General features: G+C 40.2%; 20 protein-coding genes. 11 read left to right on the forward strand and 9 right to left on the reverse strand.

What is annotated here, in order from left to right; genetic code table 11:
• Positions 1 to 30 precede the first annotated feature (30 nt).
• From AC2YJL_RS06510 to AC2YJL_RS06525, 4 genes are all read right to left on the reverse strand, one after another.
• Positions 31 to 171, reverse strand: a complete 141-nt coding sequence (locus AC2YJL_RS06510) for a hypothetical protein (RefSeq protein ID WP_162871496.1) — start codon at positions 169 to 171, stop codon at positions 31 to 33.
• Between the two features lie 166 nt (positions 172 to 337).
• Positions 338 to 970, reverse strand: coding sequence for a LysE family translocator (locus AC2YJL_RS06515; protein ID WP_487374728.1), 633 nt, complete (start codon positions 968 to 970; stop codon positions 338 to 340).
• Between the two features lie 194 nt (positions 971 to 1,164).
• Entirely contained in the window at positions 1,165 to 1,605 is a 441-nt protein-coding gene (locus AC2YJL_RS06520; RefSeq protein ID WP_251568564.1) for a DUF5391 family protein, read from the reverse strand.
• Positions 1,606 to 2,034: 429 nt separating this feature from the next.
• Entirely contained in the window at positions 2,035 to 2,523 is a 489-nt protein-coding gene (locus AC2YJL_RS06525) for a DUF2500 domain-containing protein (protein ID WP_116374049.1), read from the reverse strand.
• 126 nt (positions 2,524 to 2,649) lie between these two features.
• Here AC2YJL_RS06525 and AC2YJL_RS06530 point away from each other — a divergent pair, with 126 nt between their 5' ends.
• On the forward strand, positions 2,650 to 3,615 hold the full coding sequence (locus AC2YJL_RS06530; RefSeq protein ID WP_230933217.1) for a 2-hydroxyacid dehydrogenase: 966 nt from the start codon (positions 2,650 to 2,652) through the stop codon (positions 3,613 to 3,615).
• An 11-nt stretch (positions 3,616 to 3,626) separates the two neighbouring features.
• Positions 3,627 to 3,857, forward strand: coding sequence for a DUF3953 domain-containing protein (locus AC2YJL_RS06535; RefSeq protein WP_230933216.1), 231 nt, complete (start codon positions 3,627 to 3,629; stop codon positions 3,855 to 3,857).
• 29 nt (positions 3,858 to 3,886) lie between these two features.
• Here the strand turns inward: AC2YJL_RS06535 and AC2YJL_RS06540 are convergent, their stop codons facing one another.
• Positions 3,887 to 4,762 (reverse strand): Cof-type HAD-IIB family hydrolase, encoded by an 876-nt coding sequence (locus AC2YJL_RS06540; RefSeq protein ID WP_230933215.1) that lies wholly within the window; start codon positions 4,760 to 4,762, stop codon positions 3,887 to 3,889.
• 164 nt (positions 4,763 to 4,926) lie between these two features.
• On the opposite strand from AC2YJL_RS06540, the gene AC2YJL_RS06545 reads away from it, so the two are divergent.
• Both AC2YJL_RS06545 and AC2YJL_RS06550 read left to right on the forward strand, forming a co-directional pair.
• Positions 4,927 to 5,685, forward strand: a complete 759-nt coding sequence (locus tag AC2YJL_RS06545) for a DeoR/GlpR family DNA-binding transcription regulator (protein WP_230933214.1) — start codon at positions 4,927 to 4,929, stop codon at positions 5,683 to 5,685.
• 52 nt (positions 5,686 to 5,737) lie between these two features.
• Positions 5,738 to 5,947, forward strand: coding sequence for a hypothetical protein (locus AC2YJL_RS06550; RefSeq protein ID WP_230933213.1), 210 nt, complete (start codon positions 5,738 to 5,740; stop codon positions 5,945 to 5,947).
• A 276-nt stretch (positions 5,948 to 6,223) separates the two neighbouring features.
• On the opposite strand, the gene AC2YJL_RS06555 is transcribed toward AC2YJL_RS06550, so the two are convergent.
• Positions 6,224 to 6,913, reverse strand: coding sequence for a YoaK family protein (locus AC2YJL_RS06555; RefSeq protein WP_230933212.1), 690 nt, complete (start codon positions 6,911 to 6,913; stop codon positions 6,224 to 6,226).
• Positions 6,914 to 6,986: 73 nt separating this feature from the next.
• The gene (locus AC2YJL_RS06560; RefSeq protein ID WP_230933211.1) at positions 6,987 to 7,487 is read right to left on the reverse strand and encodes a GNAT family N-acetyltransferase; all 501 of its coding nucleotides are present in this window, start codon (positions 7,485 to 7,487) and stop codon (positions 6,987 to 6,989) included.
• A 113-nt stretch (positions 7,488 to 7,600) separates the two neighbouring features.
• Between AC2YJL_RS06560 and AC2YJL_RS06565 the strand changes: the two genes are divergently transcribed.
• The 3 genes from AC2YJL_RS06565 (at position 7,601) to AC2YJL_RS06575 (ending at position 10,183) form a co-directional block, all read left to right on the forward strand.
• Positions 7,601 to 8,530 (forward strand): hypothetical protein, encoded by a 930-nt coding sequence (locus AC2YJL_RS06565; protein WP_230933210.1) that lies wholly within the window; start codon positions 7,601 to 7,603, stop codon positions 8,528 to 8,530.
• A 104-nt stretch (positions 8,531 to 8,634) separates the two neighbouring features.
• A complete protein-coding gene (locus AC2YJL_RS06570; RefSeq protein WP_230933209.1) occupies positions 8,635 to 9,264 on the forward strand; it encodes a CPBP family intramembrane glutamic endopeptidase in 630 nt (209 codons plus the stop codon).
• A 223-nt stretch (positions 9,265 to 9,487) separates the two neighbouring features.
• The gene (locus AC2YJL_RS06575; RefSeq protein WP_013058211.1) at positions 9,488 to 10,183 is read left to right on the forward strand and encodes a FadR/GntR family transcriptional regulator; all 696 of its coding nucleotides are present in this window, start codon (positions 9,488 to 9,490) and stop codon (positions 10,181 to 10,183) included.
• A gap of 44 nt (positions 10,184 to 10,227) precedes the next feature.
• Here AC2YJL_RS06575 and AC2YJL_RS06580 read toward each other — a convergent pair whose 3' ends face one another.
• On the reverse strand, positions 10,228 to 10,698 hold the full coding sequence (locus AC2YJL_RS06580) for a hypothetical protein (RefSeq protein ID WP_230933208.1): 471 nt from the start codon (positions 10,696 to 10,698) through the stop codon (positions 10,228 to 10,230).
• Positions 10,699 to 10,772: 74 nt separating this feature from the next.
• Positions 10,773 to 11,903, reverse strand: coding sequence for a GerAB/ArcD/ProY family transporter (locus tag AC2YJL_RS06585; protein WP_230933207.1), 1,131 nt, complete (start codon positions 11,901 to 11,903; stop codon positions 10,773 to 10,775).
• Between the two features lie 160 nt (positions 11,904 to 12,063).
• On the opposite strand from AC2YJL_RS06585, the gene AC2YJL_RS06590 reads away from it, so the two are divergent.
• From AC2YJL_RS06590 to AC2YJL_RS06605, 4 genes are all read left to right on the forward strand, one after another.
• Positions 12,064 to 12,549, forward strand: coding sequence for a DUF2306 domain-containing protein (locus AC2YJL_RS06590; RefSeq protein ID WP_230933206.1), 486 nt, complete (start codon positions 12,064 to 12,066; stop codon positions 12,547 to 12,549).
• A 79-nt stretch (positions 12,550 to 12,628) separates the two neighbouring features.
• Entirely contained in the window at positions 12,629 to 13,111 is a 483-nt protein-coding gene (locus AC2YJL_RS06595; protein ID WP_230933205.1) for a GNAT family N-acetyltransferase, read from the forward strand.
• 2 nt (positions 13,112 to 13,113) lie between these two features.
• Complete coding sequence (locus AC2YJL_RS06600; RefSeq protein ID WP_230933204.1) at positions 13,114 to 14,193, forward strand: DNA alkylation repair protein; 1,080 nt, start codon at positions 13,114 to 13,116, stop codon at positions 14,191 to 14,193.
• Positions 14,194 to 14,575: 382 nt separating this feature from the next.
• Complete coding sequence (locus tag AC2YJL_RS06605) at positions 14,576 to 16,231, forward strand: M14 family metallopeptidase (RefSeq protein ID WP_230933203.1); 1,656 nt, start codon at positions 14,576 to 14,578, stop codon at positions 16,229 to 16,231.
• Positions 16,232 to 16,243 lie beyond the last annotated feature (12 nt).

Genomic DNA, 16,243 nt, shown 5'->3' on the forward strand with positions numbered 1-16,243 from the left:
GATTGAAAATTATGACTATTTAAAGCGGAATTAATCCTTGCCTATATAATTAATAAATGATTGGATTAGGTCAATATCAGGGTTAACTAATAATGCTGGAAGAAGGCCAAATGTTAATAATACAAGAACGTTTGCTCCAATAAAAATGCGAAGTGCTTTTTTGATTTTCATGATATTTCCTCCCTTTTTTATATTTTCGTATAAAAAGAGAAAAAAACCAATAGAAATGTGACGAAATTGTGAACTTTTTGTCTGATAGTCCCTGATAGATGATAAAAATCCCCTCTCTATACTAGATAAAGAGGGGATATAGCAAGTCATAAAATATGTAGAAACATTAAAAGTACATGCGCAGATTCCCAATAAATCGGTAAAGGAAATAGCATGAAAAACCGATTAAGATACACCCTGCCGCAATCGAAACCCATTTAATATAAAGCTGATTCAGCAATTTTCTAGTTCCAGAGACAATCGTCATTAAGCCTAGGTCATGAATTAAAATCCCTGTTAATATTCCGGCAGCAATCAGCAGGAAATGAAAAGAATGAGAGGATTGAAGCGAATTTGTAAGCACCGTTCCAAACACGCTCAGCCAAAAAATGAGATTGCTAGGAGAAATCGCAACAAAGATCCCGTTCACATAAGAAGAGGCAAACGACTTTTTTACGTGTTCTCCAGGAGCCGTTATATCATGGTCGGCATGTCTAATGCTGTCATAGCCAATATAAAGTAAAAAAAGCGCTCCTATGAGCCACATGACAAGCTGTATAAAAGGAGCCGATAAAACAGAAGCCAGTCCAGAGTAAAGAAGCACAATTAGTAATAAATCAACCGTCATGCCCCCGAGTCCAACAACCCAACCGTGCAGAAAACCGTTTTTTAAACCTTGTTTTGTCATTTCAATCGTCACCGTACCAACGGGAAGGGCAATCGAAAGACCAAGCAGCACATTTGTCAAAAATAACGTCACCAAAAACAAAACCTCTTTCAATCTTGCATCTACTATCGTTTTCCGTTTAAGTGGTCTTTCATTATATAAAAATATGTAATGAAATTTGATGTTATGTATAAAAAACAGTAAGCACAAAGGCTACTTCGTTATATTTGCACTTTTTACTTACCGAGCTATAAAAAGAGGAGCAGTAGCTGCTCCTCTTCACCATCTTAAACGCTTTCCTGCACGGTGGCTGACGGTCTTTTAAACGCAGCAACAAACCACATAATATTCGTAATCAGCAAACCTAAACAAGAAATCATTATTCCTATAATTGAAGATAAGCCTCCTGAGAAATCTTCTAATCCGAATAAAAACAGAGCCGGCATCAGTAATAGAGTACTAGCAGCGATCAAAAGGCCAATGCTGCAAAAAGCGGCCATCACAAATTTTAAGAAATGCATTCCCAACATATAAAAAGCTAAAGGCAATAGGTATAAAAATAGAACCATGCCAAGAGATAACCACAGCCCAGTTGAGCCGAACGTATTAACATTGGGACCTGAATCTGCTAGAGGAGAAAGCGAACCAAGAACCAAAATGAAGCAGAAAAATAGGGCGGAAAGCAAAGTGGTGACAATCACACTATTTTTTGCTGTAGAATTACGCACTGTTTTTAACCTCCTTTCCAATAAATAAATATATGGATTAATTTTACAATAAAAAAGTTTATAAATCACCAATTTTTTACAAAAAATAGTTCAGTAGGTTGGATAATAATGAAGAGAAGCCGGGTTAAGATAATACACGTGTACATATTTTTTGTGTGGACCTGGATAGTGGGTTTCGTGCCAGTATTGGGTCAGTATTGTTTGAATGGGGTGCGAATGAGGGGCTTCTCCGTAATGTCCGTAGTAGATGCCGCTGCCTGAATAAGGAGAATACATAAAATCACCTGCCTGCTTAAATGAATGTGTTACACGGTATGTTTTTATACGGATTAACGTTCTTCTACAGTGTAAAAAGGGCACAAATAGGTCGTTTGCTGTATAAATGCCTCATTCCAGTAAAAAAGACCTCTAAAAGCAAGAGGTCATAAGCTAAGCATCTGTATGTTCTTCACTTGGATGTCTTTGAAAATCCAAAAAACGAGTCCCTTGAAACGTCAGCATTCCTTCATCGCCTTCTGCAAGCATGCCGTATTCGCGGCCTGAAACAGTAAATTCAGAGCGGTCGGTGCTTTCAAACTGAAAGGTTACGTAGTAAGTTGTAGACGTGTGAGAGTGATGATGTTCGTGAGCGTGACCCCCATGGCGATGAACGTTTGTACGTTTGCTCGTAATTTTTGCTTTTACGGAAAGGCGGGGAGACTGCTCATTTTTACTCCATGTGCCGATCCCTTTAAAAATAGAAAATAAAAAAAGACCAATAACAATAACAAAAAATAGCATCACAAACGTAGGCATTCCGTTAAATAACGCGTCATCTGGAAAAAAAGCGCCTCCGCTTACGTCATCGGGCACATCACCTTCAAAAACAATGTCATCTCCGGACGGATCATCTTCAAATATCATTTCATCTTCAAACATTCGTATTCCCCCTTACTATAAATACGATTACTGAATGGAAAAAGTTTCATCTTTATAGTAGGCTTATGATAGGATAGCTAGTTACTATTCATACATATGAGTGAATAATGAAAAGGAGAGATACACATGGGGAAATACAAAGTTGTTATGTCTGGAAAAACGTGGCCAAACGCTTATGAGAAGCTAGCGGAGCACTGCGATATTCAAATGTGGGAAGGAGAAGGAAAGATTCCACAAGAAACGCTGCGCGACTGGCTTCGTGACGCCGACGGCTTTTTTAATATCGGCCACATTACAGTGGACGAAGAGCTGCTAGAAGCAGCGCCGAATCTGGGCGTTATTTCTCAATCGGGCGTCGGGTATGACAGTGTAGATGTCGAAGCATGCACCAAAAAAGGGGTGCCGTTTAGCAATACGCCAGGCGTGCTAGTAGAAGCAACGGCTGACTTAACGTTTGGTCTCTTGCTGTCGGCAGCTCGCCGCATTCATGAAGGCTATGAAAAAGTAAAACAAGGAAACTGGGAAACGGTATTTGGCGTCGATTTATTTGGAAAAACGCTTGGTATTGTTGGAATGGGCGATATTGGAAACGCCGTTGCCAGACGAGCAAAGGCATCGGGAATGAACATCGTTTATCACAACCGAAGCCGCAAGCATGAAGCAGAAAAAGAGCTTGATGCCGTATACCTTTCATTTGAAGAACTTCTTCACACAGCTGACTGTATCGTATGCTTAGTGCCGCTTTCAAATGAAAGCAAAGGCATGTTCGGAGAAGCTGAATTTAAAGCCATGAAAAACAGCGCGTATTTTGTGAACGCAGCGCGCGGAGGGTTAGTGGATACGGAAGCATTGTACGAAGCGCTGAAAAATGAAGAAATTGCGTATGCCGCACTCGACGTAACAGACCCAGAGCCGCTTCCGGCAGATCATAAGCTGCTGCAGCTTTCAAATGTGCTAGTGACACCGCATATTGGAAGTGCTACGTACGAAACGCGCAATCGCATGGCAGATTTGGCCGTACAGAACCTGCTTTTAGGTCTTGAAAAAAAGCCTTTAGTGACGTGTGTGAATGAAGACGTGAATTACAAGTAAGGAGAGATTTTTTGTTAAAAGCATTACAGCTTATTTTTTCAATTATTACTGTTGGACTGGCTCTTTATATTATGCTCACTCGCAGCTACCAGTTCCTTTCGTTTTTAAATATACTGCTCGGGTTTACCATGCTAGTTTTAGGAGCAATTGAGTGGCAAAAAAGAAAAAAAACCAGCGCATGGCTGCTGTTTCTAGTTGCGCTGCTTAGCTGGTTTGTTGGTATTTACCGCATGACCATTTAAAAACGCTTGGCAAATGCCAAGCGTTTTCTTTAATGTGCTTCCAGCTGTGCTTCTAACACTTTTTCAATAACGGAAGCTACTCCGTTTTCATCGTTCGTTAATGTGACGTCATCAGCGAGTGCCTTAATTTCTGCGTGCGCATTTGCCATAGCAATTCCTTTTCCAGCCGTTTGCAGCATGGATACGTCGTTAAAGCTGTCTCCAATAGCAATGGTATCATGAAGAGAGCCGCCGAGCTCTTTTACAACGTATGTTAATGCGTTTCCTTTTGATGCGTCTTTGTGTTCAAGTTCGAAGTTATGATCAGCCGAAGAGACAAGCGTCATGTCGTGCTGTTTGCTAAAGTGATCCCAGCCTTTTTGTCGTTTTTCATCATCAAATGAAAAAGCTAGTACGTTATAAAGCTCAGCGTTTGTATTTAAAATATCTTCATAAGATGCAACAAAGGCAAATCCCGTTTGGCTGTACTGCTTAGCCGCTGCGTGATGAAGTCTTTCTTCATCCACATTTTTATTGGCGCTTTTGACTCGGTCAATTTCAATAGCCAGCAGCTCACGGCCTGAGTTTGGCGTATAAATCGCATGTTCAGCAAACACTTCATAGTAAAATTCGTTTGCATCCAGCCACTGAAGCGCTTCTTTGACGTGATGTGCATCAATCGGAACAGAATGTCTGAGCTGTCCGTTCGGGTCATGAATAGTCGCTCCGTTTGCGGCAATCACCCAAAGGTTTGAAAGCTCAGCTTTTTTTAAAATTTCCTGCACATCGAAATAAGCGCGCCCCGTAGCAACCACGACTTCAACTCCTTGTTTTTGCGCTTTTTTAATTGCTTCTGCATTAATTGTGCTAATTTCACTGCTGCTATTTAAAAGAGTTCCATCTAAATCTGTAAAAACCATCTTCATAAACGATCTCTCCCTTTGACTATTATTACTTGTTTTTGCGTGTTTTATCTTGTTTATCCTACAATAAACGAAAAAACACTGATAATCAAGCGTTTTTACATTGTTTTTACAAAAGAAACAAGTATAATAAAGTAAAAAGCAGAAAGAAAACAGGTGAACAAGTAATGTTAAAACAAGAAAGACGCAAACAAATTATGAATTTGCTTGAAAAAGAAGGGCGAATTGTGGCTACGACGCTTAGCCAAACGCTGAATGTTTCAGAAGATACAATCCGCAGAGATCTGCGGGAAATGGACGCGCTTGGTCTGCTGCAGCGCGTACACGGAGGAGCGCTTCCGCGTTCCACGTCTGCGGTTGATTACAAAGAGCGAAAACGTGAATTGATGGATGTTAAGCATTCACTTGCCGTAGCGGCGCTTCCGTTAATTAAAGACGGGCAGGTGCTCTTGATGGACGGAAGTACAACAAATATTCAGCTCGTCAAAGCTTTTCCAAAGAATTTAAACGTTACGGTTATTACAAACAGTCCGTTAATTACCATCGCACTAGCGGAACATGACTTTGTAGAAGTTGTTTCTCTTGGAGGAACGTTTCGAAAAGAATCGATGGTCACGGTAGGACAAAGCGTGGTTGATACGCTTAAACAAATTCGAGCGGATCTCTGTTTTTTAGGCGTATACGCAATCGATCCTAAAATCGGCATGAGCATTCCTTTGCTTGAAGAAATGCACATTAAAAGCCAAATGATTAAAAGTGCGAGTGAAGTAGCAGCTATTGTAACAGCTAAAAAACTCAATACATCGTCAACGTACACGTTCAGTTCAGCAAACTCACTAGATTGGCTCATTACAGAAGAACATGTGAACGAAACCGTGTTAAATGCTTACCGCGAAATCGGCATTGAAGTAATCACAAATAAATAGTAGTTTTAGTAAGGAAGTATATGGTAATGTAGAGTAAAAAGGAGCTTGAGCGATGAGCGAACAAATAGATGTTGCGCAGGAATTAGCGAAGCTTCAGCAAAGAGTCGAACACCTAGAGGAAAGAGTGGAAAAAGCAGAGTCTAAGCAAAGTCCTTTGCGGTCATTATGGGAAGCCATACGATCGATTTTAATTGGACTATTCATTGTAGGGCCTGTAGCAGCAATCATTTTTGGCGTTTTAGCGGCACTAGCTGGAAAATGAAAAAGGTTGAGACATAACTAAATCAATATAATCTCAAGGCGAACAAATTGGATAGATGATCTATTGTGTTCGCTTGTTACAGCGCTGTTGATTTCCGTGCAAGACTTCGCTTTCCGCGGGAGTATTCGTCTTGCCCTCCAATCAACAGCTAGAAGCTGCTACATATATGAACGTTCACTATACTAAGGAAAATCCGAACAAATTTGATTCTCAATCAAGAATCAAACTCGTTCGGATTTTCCTTTGACTAAAATACTTTTATCCCAGCTTTTTTTATTATTTTTTTTCTGAATCAGAACGAAACTTCGTGCTGACAAAAATGATAATGGCTAACAAAATCACAATGGGCAGCCAAATAATTTCAAATTTATAAGCAGGCTCTGCAAGCGCGGCGATAACAGCGCCAAAGCAGTAAAGTACAAGAGACAGCGCGCGAAGAATAGCATCGGTGTTAAACGTTTTGCGGTAGCGAGAACTGCGAAAACGTGCCGTTACGTCTTCAAAAAAGTTAGCAAGCGTCCCTGTCAATACAGTTGTGGAAATGCCGGCTACGCCAAGCTTTCGAGCCGCCGTTGTTTGAAGACCCATCGCTGAGCTTAATAAGAAAATAAATAAGTAAGTTACGTGTAAAGAAGGAGAAAACGAAGATAAAAGTGCAAAAACAAGTAAAAGTAATCCTTCTATTCCAAGCGCGATCGTTACGGCTTTAGGCCAAAACGTTTTTTCTTTGTTTCCAACTAAAATTGCAGCGCCTACAACTCCTATAATAAAACCTCCTAAAGCTGTGAGGGAATGAAAAACAGTTGTTTCAAGCGAGTTTCCGATTGCTAATCCAAGCAGCACGATGTTTCCGGTCATGTTTGCCGTAAAGATATGGCCAAGGCTTAAGTAGCCAATCACATCGACGATACCCGCTGTGACACAAAGAACCAGCAAAATAATGTTTCGATAAGTAGAATTCGTCACGGTAAGTCATCCTTTCTTTTTATACCAACTAAATAGTCTACCGTGAAGAAAAAAATCTGTCCAGAGAGTTGTCTTACAAATTTTTAAGCGTGTTCCACCCAAAAGCCACTTCAGATAGAGATCTGCCCTCAATAACAACCTCAGCACGATCGATTCTTTTTCCGCCAAGCGCTTCGTAAAACTGACAGGCGCCGTTTTGTTCAAAAGCCCATGTGAGCATCGTATGTATATGTTGGTTTGCCAACTCTTGCGCTATTTTATGCATAAGCGCTTTTCCTATTCCTTTTCGCTGATGCTCTGCGAGTAAATACATGGCATACAGTTCTCCTTTATAGAAAGGATGCTTGCTCGTTCTTTCTTTGCCATAAGAAGCAAAGCCTACGATTTGACCGTTTTCTTCTGCAACGAAAATAGAATTTGACTCCAGCTGCTTTCTCCAAACAGGTTTTCGCTTTTCAGCGCTCAAAGAATCTAAAAAAGAATCCGGAACAAGTCCTTTATAAGTTGATTTCCAGCTTTCTACGTGTACATTCGCAATGCCTGCTTCATCGCCAATTCTGCCTTGACGTATCATATGCCCACCTCATTTTTCTATATTTTAACATAATTTTAAAACGGGCATCCCCGTTTTTTCGTTTTCTTTGTATATATATAGTAGCTATTTTACATAACAAAGGAGATGACGTAATGAGTAAATTATTATTAAAAGATCAGCCGTTAATCGTACTGCCGGCGCTTGCAGTTAAAGTAGGAGTGAACGGAGCGCTGTTTCTTCAGCAGCTTCACTACTGGCTTGAAAAAAGCGTAAACGTGCAGGACGGATATACGTGGGTATACAACACCAATCAGCAGTGGCTGCAGCAGTTTCCGTTTTGGTCGCTTTCAACAATTCAACGCATCATTTCAAAGCTTGAAAAAGAAGGACTGATTATAAAAGGAAAGTACAACCGCTCTAAATTTAACAACACGGTCTGGTACCGGATTGAGTACAAGAAACTAGAAGAGCTGATGCCGAGCGATGAATTTGAAGAGCTCGAAGATGTCAATTTGACAGAAGGAGAGAGTCAAATTGAAGCAGCGGATTCGCTCACTGTGACGGCGTCATTAACAGAGACTACTGCAGAAAATACAAATCAAATAAAAAGAGAAGAAGACGCCCATGACGCTTATGTACAGACGTTAGAAGCCGCGTTTATTGCTAGAAGGAACCGAGGAGTGTATCCTTCAGCGAGTGACTTGAAGCATATGTATGAAGTCGCAAAAAGCGAAATACCTGTAGAAGAGGCGCTCTTTGGGCTCCATGAAGCATTTGATCTCTACAAGCCTAAATACAGCGGTGATACCATTCGAGCATTTGCCTATATTAAACAGCATCTTTTTCATAAGCATTATGTAACGTCACAGCGTACGCTAGCGAGTCAGCAGACTGAAAAGTCGCTTTCCTACGCTACTAAAAAGCGCGTCATTCGCAAGGAATTGACGCCGGATTGGCTAAGAGAAAATGAAGAGACAGCGCCTTTAGCTCCAGTTTTTAAAGACGATGCTCACTTTGAAGAAGAAAAGAAAAAGCTTGTGGAAAGTCTTCGTGAGCTGGAGCAGGAATTAAAAAATAATTGAAAATAACCCTGGACTTTTATAAGATAAAAGATAGTAAACCTTTTGAATACGAAAGGTTTACTAGGTAAAAGAAAAGCGGCTCTTAAAGAAGGTGCGCCATAAACATGATAAAATTTTTGTTTTTGCTGTTCATGCCTACAATCTTTGTTTTTTTCGGTTTGTGGCTTATCCAAAATGTGTTGGTAACATTTGTTTGCTTTTACGGCTGGATGTTTATGATTTTATATGCGAATAATAAAATTAACTTTAAGGTAGCGCTTACAAAAAAATCTCTGTATGTGGGAACTCTGAGCGGAGTTCTATGTGCCGCTGTGATAATTGGAAGCAGTCTGCTTTTTTCTGGTAGAATCTTTCATGTAGAAGATATGCAAGCGGTTTTGCAAATATGGGGATTTAGCGGATGGAAAGTAATCATTTTAGCCGTCATTTTGATTTTTATTAATCCTTATTTAGAAGAGATGTATTGGCGAGTCTATATACAGAATAAAGTGAAGAAGCATCTGTCCTTACCTGCTTCAAGTATTGTTACATCAAGCTTTTATACGCTTTATCACCTGTTTATTATTCTGCCCGTTTTTGCGTTTCCTTTTAATTGGATCTCGGCTGCAGGCGTTTTTTTAGCAGGTATAATGTGGGCGTGTATAAGGGAGCGATATGGTGCCGAAGCGGCAATTATTAGTCATGCGTTAGCGGACGCGGCGATTATGATTGTATACGGATTATATGTAAGATAGTGGTATTATGTCAAAAAACCATGAATCGTTATTCATTTATAACTTGTTTTCATGGTATAATAACAATAATAGTAAAATTTTATCAACACATTTGAATTGAAATAATGTATACTTGTAATACAAAGATTGAAGCGTTTACATAAATCGGAATACACATAGTTAATCTGGGTCCGATGAAAACTAAAAAAAGAGAGAGATAATTACTTGGAGGAGGAATAGAAGTATGTTTGTACCTATTGAGCGTAAAAAAGTATCTAGTCAAGTGCTTGATCAATTAAAAAAGATGATTAAAGAGAAAACGTTCCCGCCAGAGTCTCGTTTGCCGTCGGAACATGAGTTATCCAAAATGTTTGGAGTGAGCCGCGCACCAATTCGTGAAGCGCTAAGCGTTCTTTCTGCAAGCGGATTAATTGAATCACGACAAGGCGGAGGAAGCTACGTAAAGCGTGTAAACTTAGTGGGCATGCTTGATCCAATGACGTTTGAAATGGTTGAAGCAGATCAGGTTCTTGAATTAATTGAAATGCGTATTATCATCGAGTCGCAGGCAGCAAGCTTAGCCGCGCTGCGCCGTACAGATGAAGAACTGATTGAAATTAAAGAATCGTTAGAAGCATTTAAAAAGACGGTTCATAACAGTGAAGAAATTGGACATGAAGCGGACTATCGTTTTCACCATGATATCGTGAAAGCAGCTCATAATTCATTCCTTCTTCATGCTGTAGAAGATTTAGGGCATTTATATCGAAAAGCGCTTGCTTATTCGTTAAATAAAAGCCAAAAAGAAAATCGCAAGCAAACGGATGCCGACCATGAGCGTATTTTTGAAGCGATTAAAAATGGAGAGCCAGAAGAAGCAGCAGAAGCGGTTCGTGATCACTTAGAGCACGTTCGCCAAAAAGTAATGGTGTCTCAATAATAAAAAAACGATAGCCCTTGTGGCTATCGTTTTTTATTGTTTACTTATATTGGTTTAGAACTGCTCTCCAACTTACACACCCACCGGTAATACTGCACCACCATCCAAAACAGCAGCGGATTTAGCAGAAGCGAATACCACCACGTCCACCATCCGTAGTGAAAATAACCCCAAGGAGCAGGGAGAAGGGCTACTACTTCATAAAGTAAAACAGCAACCGACCAAAGTAAAATATAGGCGGATTTTTTTGTGAGCTTTCCGGAAAAAGGATAGTAGGTAAGAAAAAGCATGTTCACAGGCGGAATGAGAACGGTATAGGCAAAAATACCTTGCCAGTCTGTCTCTTGTGTAAAATACCAGTAGCCGTGAAATTTGAAATTAATGAAGACGTCAAAGATATGCTGAGCAGCAATGGTGAACATCCAAATGTGAACAATTTGATTTGCTGTGAAGCGCTTGTTTGTTTTAAAAGCAAGAACGTTAAATATTAAAATAGAAAGAATTAATCCAATCATATTGGTTCTCCTTTTTGCTTCTTACCTATATTGTATAATTTTAGGAGATTAAATCCAATAGAGAAATGGACATACTACGAATTTTCTGCGGTATTTTTCACAGTGACGGACTGTGTTTTTTTTCGATTTCTTAAAAATGCGATCACGAGTAAAAGAGCAGGAATGACAATTTGAAACGGAAGATGTAAAGTGAACGGAATGATTTTTAACCCTTCATATACGTGTTCGAAATAGTTTTGAGCAAGAGACAATGAATAAAACAAAACGACTAAGCCGATTGGAAATACAAGCGGTGACGGGTTTTTAAGCTTAAACACGTGGGAAAGGCCCAGCACAGTTGCGTAGAAAAACAGACCGATTTTAAAGAAGCCGCCAGTGATTAAAGCCAGCATAAAAAACACATCAAGCCGTTCTAAAAAACCTGCGAATTGAATGCTTTGAACCGTGCTTAAAAGCGGAAAAGCAGATCTCGATGTTAAGGCAACGCCCAGCACACCTATATTCACAATCATTGTAATCATAAGGTTAATACCGTTTAACGTAATGGCGCTGAAGACAATCAAAGCGGTCTTTTTCACATTTTTTGTGTAGGGAAAGATCATTGCAAATACAATCACTTCACCAAAAGGAAAATAGAGCGTTTGGCTGTACGCAACGCGCAGCACCGGAGCGATGCCTTTTTCAAGAATCGGCCGGAGACTTGTAAAATCAATAAGGCCGGAAACAAAGATAAGAATAAAGCCACCAACGGCGAGTACATAGATGAAAATAAAGAGCAGTTCTGCTGAACGTGCCATCACTTCAATTCCTTGACGAACCGTATAGATAATTCCGAGCATCAGCAAAGCGTTTACTATAAACAGCGGCGTATCAGGATAGACGAAGGTGAGAAGCATTGCTCCGAAATCACGCAGCACCCGCGCGGCTCCGTTAGCAAAATATAAGACATAAAGAAAAGCAAGTATGCGTCCCGGCACTTTTCCAATAATTTTTTCAATATACTCCGTCAGCGCTAAATGCGGATAATAGCGGTGCAAGCGATAATACATAAAAATAAGTGCATAGCTGCTGATCATACCAACTAAAATAGCAATCCAAGCATCTTGCTTAGCGTCCATCGCTAAGCCGACTAAAAAGGCGCTGCCAATTTCAAAGAGCGTAATTAACACAAACAGCTGCCATCCGCTAATTCGAGCATTTTCCACTGCCTATCCGCCTCCTTTTCTACAGCTAGTATGCGCTTTTTAACGTGGAGCATATGCATTCTGTAAGTAAAGAGTTGGAAAGGAAATAGGGATATTTTGTTAAAAAATAAATACGCTAGCCGAAGATATAAGAGAGAAATACGTAAAAGGAGAGAGCGCGTTGGATTTATTTGAAGTTATATTGAGTATCCATATTGGACTCGGAATGATTTGTTTGCTTTCAGGAATGGTGTCCATGCTAGCGGCTAAGAAAAAAGGACGGCATACCAAATGGGGAGAAGTGTATCACGGTTCTTATGCAGCACTAGCAGCTACGGCTATCATGTTAGCGATTTGGAAATGGAGTGAAATTGCTTATTTATTTTATATTGCCGTGTTTTCATACGGATTAGCGATTTACGGCTATGCAGCACGCAAGCAAAAATGGAAGAGCTGGCTTCAGCACCATATTCGCGGTATGCTGGGGTCTTATATCGGAGCTGTTACCGCACTGTTTGTGAATGTTGGAGACAGTATTCCGCTGTTAAACAAGCTTCCGGCACTTTCGTATTGGTTTTTGCCGACGATTATTGGCAGTCCGCTTATTTACATAGTCGCAAGACGCTATAGAAAAAATGCTTCTGTTTCTAAAAAAATATCATACTAAGCAAAAAAGCCTTTTACCGAAAAGGCTTTTTTCTGTTACGAACATTTGTGCTATGATAGAGAAGCAAGGAGGATGCAGCATGAAAGAAAATCATCAGTTTACCATACATACGAATAAAGAAAAGCTTGATATAGATGTCATTTACTCGTACCTTCATCATGAATCATACTGGGCAAAAGGAATTCCACTTCACCTTGTTCAAACGTCTATTGAACATTCCGTTTGTTTTGGCGTCTATGATGAGTGCGATAAACAAGTAGGATTTGGACGGATTATTTCAGATTTTGCGACGTTTGCTTATTTGGCGGATGTGTTTATTCTGCCGCACGCCCGAGGCAACGGGCTTGGAAAAGCGCTGGTACAAGAAATGATTCGCTATCAGCCCATTCAATACGTACGAAAAATTTTATTGGCAACAAAAGATGCTCACGGTTTGTACAGTCAGTACGGATTTAAAGAAGTTAAAAATAAGCAGCTGTTCATGCAAATTTTTAAAAAAGGCATGTACGAGCGGGCGATTTATTCAAAAGAAAATAAAATACTGCCTGGAAAAGAGGGATAAGTATGGCTGAAGAGTTACGTAAAAGCGTATTTAATGAAGAGCTGATTACGCACTTAAGCGACGATTTTTCACGTGAAATGAGTTCATTTGATAAACAAGCATTTCATGAGCTGGTTTTTCAACAAGACTGGGAAGACTTAGGACTGAAAGAGCGCATGAGAAGAATTACGCTTTCGATGCATGAAGTGCTGCCGGAAGATTATGAAGAAGCGCTTCATATTCTTTATAAAGTGGCTCCAACGGTAGGAGGACTTCAAGGCACGATTTTTCCAGATTACGTTGAACTGTACGGATTGAACGATTGGGAAGCTTCAATAAAAGCACTTGCGTTTTTTACGCCGTTTTCCACATCAGAATTTGGAGTGCGTCCATTTTTAATTCAAGATAAAAATCGAATGCTCCAGCAAATGATTGAGTGGGCAGGAGATGAAAACCATCATATTCGCAGATTAGCAAGCGAAGGGAGCCGGCCTAGACTTCCGTGGGGTCAATCAGTACCTGCGTTAAAGCAAGATCCAAAACAAACGCTGCCGATTTTGGAGCAGTTAAAACGAGATGAATCGCTTTATGTCCGTAAAAGCGTAGCCAATCATTTAAATGATATTTCTTACATAGAAAAAGACTGGATGCTTGATGTGATGAAAAAATGGCACGGTGAAGACGTTAAAACCGACTGGATCGTTAAACATGCGTGCCGTTCACTGCTGAAAAAAGGAGACCCTGAAGCTCTGTCTCTTTTTGGCTATGGAGATGACCCAGGAGTGAGTGTCACAGAGCTTAGCTTACAGCCGCATACTATTACAATCGGTGATAGCATTGACTTTTCATTTGAACTATCCGTGGAAAAAACCATGCCGCTTCGCATAGAGTACGGAATTCATTACGTAAAAGCAAAAGGAAACCGCACTCAAAAAGTGTTTATGCTGAAAAATGTTCAAGCAAAAGCAGGCCAAACGCTAACAGTCACAAAAAAGCATGCGTTTAAAGATTTAAGTACAAGAAAACATTACAGCGGTACGCATACGCTTTCTGTTATTGTAAACGGAGTGGTAAAAGCAGAAGCGGACTTTGTGATAGAGTAGAGACTGAAAAAATTATTTTAGGTGAATTTAAACACGAACTATCTATCGAAAATTGATTAATAGTTCGTGTTTTTTATTAAGATGGTGAACGTAGGTCTCATGTATGTAGCTGCTTCTAGCTGTTGATTGAAGGGGAAGGCTCCTGCGGGAAAAACGGTTTAGGTCATTTACCTTGATTGGTCGTCTTCATATTGAGTTGGTTTTGCTATGTCCTAATCTCTTTGTTATAAAACCGCACTCGTCTCCTATATTAAAATAGTCAAAAAGGTTCAGTTCCCTTATCTTGAAGTTATTTCCTTAAACGGTATAATTAATTATGTAACATTTTAAATATTTAAAATATTTAAAATGTCTAACCAAGGGGATGAGGAGGAGTAAATGAATGAAAAAAACTGTAAAACGAACGGCCGTGCCGGCTCTTTTGTCGATTGGATTATTGCTGTCGCCGCTTGCGGTACAAGCTGAGATGCCTTATTACGGAAAAGACTATAGCCAGCCGGAAAAAATTAAAGCGCTTTATCCGGAAACAAAGGTGAATGAAGCAACGCCGGCATTTATGAAAGGACAAGACGCATTTACGACTCAAGAAGAAATGATGAGCTATGTCCAAAAACTTGTTCATAAAAGTCCTTACGTAAAGCTTAAGATTATCGGAAAGTCACAGCAAGGGCGAGACATTCCGGCTCTGTATTTTTCAAAGGAAAAGAAGTTTGCGGATGGAAAAACATCCAAAAAGCCAACGATTTGGCTTCAAAGTCAAATTCATGGTAATGAACCGGCAAGCGGTGAATCCGTACTCGCCATTGCAACGCGTTTGACAGAAGACTTTGGAAAAGATGTGCTAAATAAAGTGAACATCGTGATTGTGCCGCGCATTAATCCAGACGGATCTTATGCATTCAAGCGGCAGCTAGCAAATAATTTAGATGGAAACCGCGACTACATAAAGCTTGAAAGCCCGGAAGTGCAGAGCGTACGAGCTGAATTTAACCGTTTTTCACCAGAAGTCGTCATTGATGCTCATGAATATACGCCTTACAGCAGCGGATTGAAAAATATCGGTAAAGAAGGCGTGTGGAAGTATCACGACATTTTACTGCAGTCCGGTCGAAACTTAAATATTCCGCAGCGCATTCGAGACGTATCTGATGAGCTGTTTGTAAACAGTACGCTTACAGCTATTGAAAAGCAAGGATATTCAGGAGAAGTATACTATACGTCTCAAGTGAATAAACAAGGGCAGCTTGAAGTAGAAGAAGGGTCAGTTGAACCGCGAATCGGCCGAAACTCACTAGGCTTGTATCCATCATTTTCGTTTTTAGTCGAAAGCAGAGGAATCGGTATTGGCCGAGAAGATTTTCCGCGGCGAGTGAGTGCCCAAATTGCTACACAAGAGAAGCTCATTACGCAAACAGCCGCTCATGCTAAACAAATTAAAGCGCTGATTGCCAAAGAAAAAGCGGCGCTTGTCAAAAAAGGAAAAAATGCAAGTGACCGTGATCCAATTGTTGTGAACAGTGAAAATAAAAAAATACCAAACTCTACGTTAGAAATGGTTGATGTGGAAAGCGCGTCTGTTAAAGAAATTCCTGTGACGTACTATAGTGCCAAAGCGGCAACGCCGACGCTGGTCCGCGAACGTCCGACTGCTTACATTTTAAAGCCAGGACATGAAGAGTTAGCAGCAAAACTGCAGGGACAAGGAGTAAAAGGTTTCAAGTTAACGAAAGAAACGGCTCTTTCAGTAGAAGCGTATTCGGTCAGCAGCCGTATTGAAAATGAAGCCTACGAAAACAAACCAAATGTAGACGTGCAAACAATCGTCAAGCCAAAAACGGTGACGTTCCCAAAAGGAAGCTACGTCTTTTTAACATCTCAGCCGCAAAACAATTTATTGTCTCTATCGCTTGAGCCGGAATCAGTGGACAGCTTCACCACGTTTGGGTATTTGCCTTCAGAGGTAGGACAAGAGCTTGATGTTTACCGGTTTACGCGTTCCATTGAAAAATCGCCTTTGCAAAAAGAATCCCGTAAATAATAAAAAAGCGTG

Source organism: Priestia sp. SRI_019 (assembly GCF_057586255.1).